The 1,828-nt window shown below is 37.6% G+C and carries 5 protein-coding genes; all 5 read left to right on the forward strand.

The features are described 5' to 3' along the window. The first annotated feature begins 70 nt into the window (after positions 1-70). Positions 71-319, forward strand: coding sequence for a hypothetical protein (locus HRT72_09850; GenBank protein NQY68009.1), 249 nt, complete (start codon positions 71-73; stop codon positions 317-319). A 316-nt stretch (positions 320-635) separates the two neighbouring features. Next, positions 636-788 carry a hypothetical protein gene (locus tag HRT72_09855; protein NQY68010.1) on the forward strand — a complete coding sequence of 51 codons (153 nt, stop codon included), beginning with the start codon at positions 636-638 and terminating at the stop codon, positions 786-788. A 167-nt stretch (positions 789-955) separates the two neighbouring features. Beyond that, positions 956-1,273, forward strand: coding sequence for a hypothetical protein (locus tag HRT72_09860; protein ID NQY68011.1), 318 nt, complete (start codon positions 956-958; stop codon positions 1,271-1,273). A 179-nt stretch (positions 1,274-1,452) separates the two neighbouring features. Beyond that, positions 1,453-1,650, forward strand: a complete 198-nt coding sequence (locus HRT72_09865; protein ID NQY68012.1) for a hypothetical protein — start codon at positions 1,453-1,455, stop codon at positions 1,648-1,650. Continuing rightward, a partial coding sequence (locus tag HRT72_09870; protein NQY68013.1) for a hypothetical protein occupies positions 1,647-1,828 on the forward strand: 182 nt, incomplete at its 3' end. The genes HRT72_09865 and HRT72_09870, both read left to right, overlap by 4 nt.

The raw sequence follows: 1,828 nt of genomic DNA on the forward strand, positions 1-1,828 counted from the left end.
AACATTCGACCTGAACAAGCAGAGAAGATTGCAGAAATCATGAATCAACCCAAAAACTAAACGTTCAATTATGCCAAAGTGTATAGAGTGTGGAAAAGAGAAACAACACGGGATACAATGTATCAGCCCAATGACGGGGACGTGTGAAATTGAATTGATAAACCTACGCCATAAGATTGCGAAAACACAACGCATGATTGATAGACAGGAAAAAAACACCATTGAGCGACTTGAGAGAATGGTAGCGCAAGCGGTTGACTTACCAAAAGGGGTTGAGCCACATGAGTGGTCAGATTATAAACGAAGCAAAGAAATCTAAACGTTCATTAACAACAAGAAATAATTCGTTCATTAAGATACAAGGCCGTGATAGTCGGTGTCAAAGCTGTGAGAACTCAGCACCAGATAAAATTTAACCTTGGTCTGTAAAAACATAGTACCGTGTAGCTGGTGGGAGAATTGCCAAACTAGAAAGTCGACCTCTAAAGGCTACACGGCAGACCATTAATTAATACCTGGGTATTGCACGAGGACAGAACTTAAAAGAAACTATATATAATTACACTGGGAGTACTTAAATACAAAGTTTTCTTTAAGTACTTAATTGTAACAGGATAGACAATAACAGGATATATATGACAAGAGATGAAGCAGAGAAAATAGTAGACTACACTATCAATATTATGAGGCTAAAGGCTGGCTATACTATGCCGACCCCAGAGGAGAGAGAGATAATGATTAAAAAAATAATTAATAGGAATAATTATGGCAGATATAATAACGTGTAAAGAAAATCGGAAAATTTACGCTCGTTATCGATCCATTTTAAATCCAACACAGGCCAACACAGGCCAACCAAACGATACCTTAGTATCAGGGATTATTGTAAATGCTGTCATGAATAGTCGTCATGTGACAGCAGAGTAATTTAACGGCGACAATAAATACCTTCGATATGAAACCAATAGGATACTTATTCAATGGAAGATTCTACAAGTTGCAAAACGGCTTTAGAGGTAGAACAATGAGCGAGAACAACAAGCCGACACCTATTTATTCGGAAGAACAAATGATCCAGGTGAAATTAAAGCGTTCGACCATAAGTGAAGATGAGATAAGAGAAAAAATTTCCGACATTGTTTGGGTAATGAGAAAACAAAAAACAGGAGGTTTAATTGCTGTTCTAACCGCTGAAGAGTACATCTATATTGAAAATGAATTAATTGACCTAATCAAAGAACTGCCGACCTTGCAAAATTGTGCAAATGATTGAAAAAACAATAAGAATTTTACTTTTCCCAATCTTGGCATTTTTGCTCTTGTCGCTTTTTTTATTTGACAGCAATGCATCGCTGATTGTTTCAGCATCATTGTGGTGCTTCTGTTGTTGTTACCTAGAACATAAGGGTCATGAAAGAACGAAGGACAGAATCGAAAATATGAGACTTATTGATGAACGGATTTAGAGATACAGAAGATAAAAAGGACTGCACAAGTTGTAGGTACTTTAATAGTTGGCATAGCCTATATGATGGCGACCCAATGGAGCCAACTAGGCGCGGTGAATGTGATAATGATAAAAACGAAGATTTAGATGAATCTTTTGGTGAAGGAAATATATGCGACTTATATTGGGAGGCTGGTAAATGATCGGAAAAATCAAGCACCACAAAGTAGACACTAAAGGTCGAAGCACTTACCTAGTAATTGCCGAAGACGAAAGCGGAACTATTAGAGCGTCTGCAAAGTTGGTTGTTTATTTAGACAAGAGTATGCAAGGCGAACTATCATGCCTGAACGTAGATAAGTCACACCAAGGGCAGGGATT

Source organism: Flavobacteriales bacterium (assembly GCA_013214975.1).
Classification (GTDB): Bacteria; Bacteroidota; Bacteroidia; order DT-38; family DT-38; genus DT-38.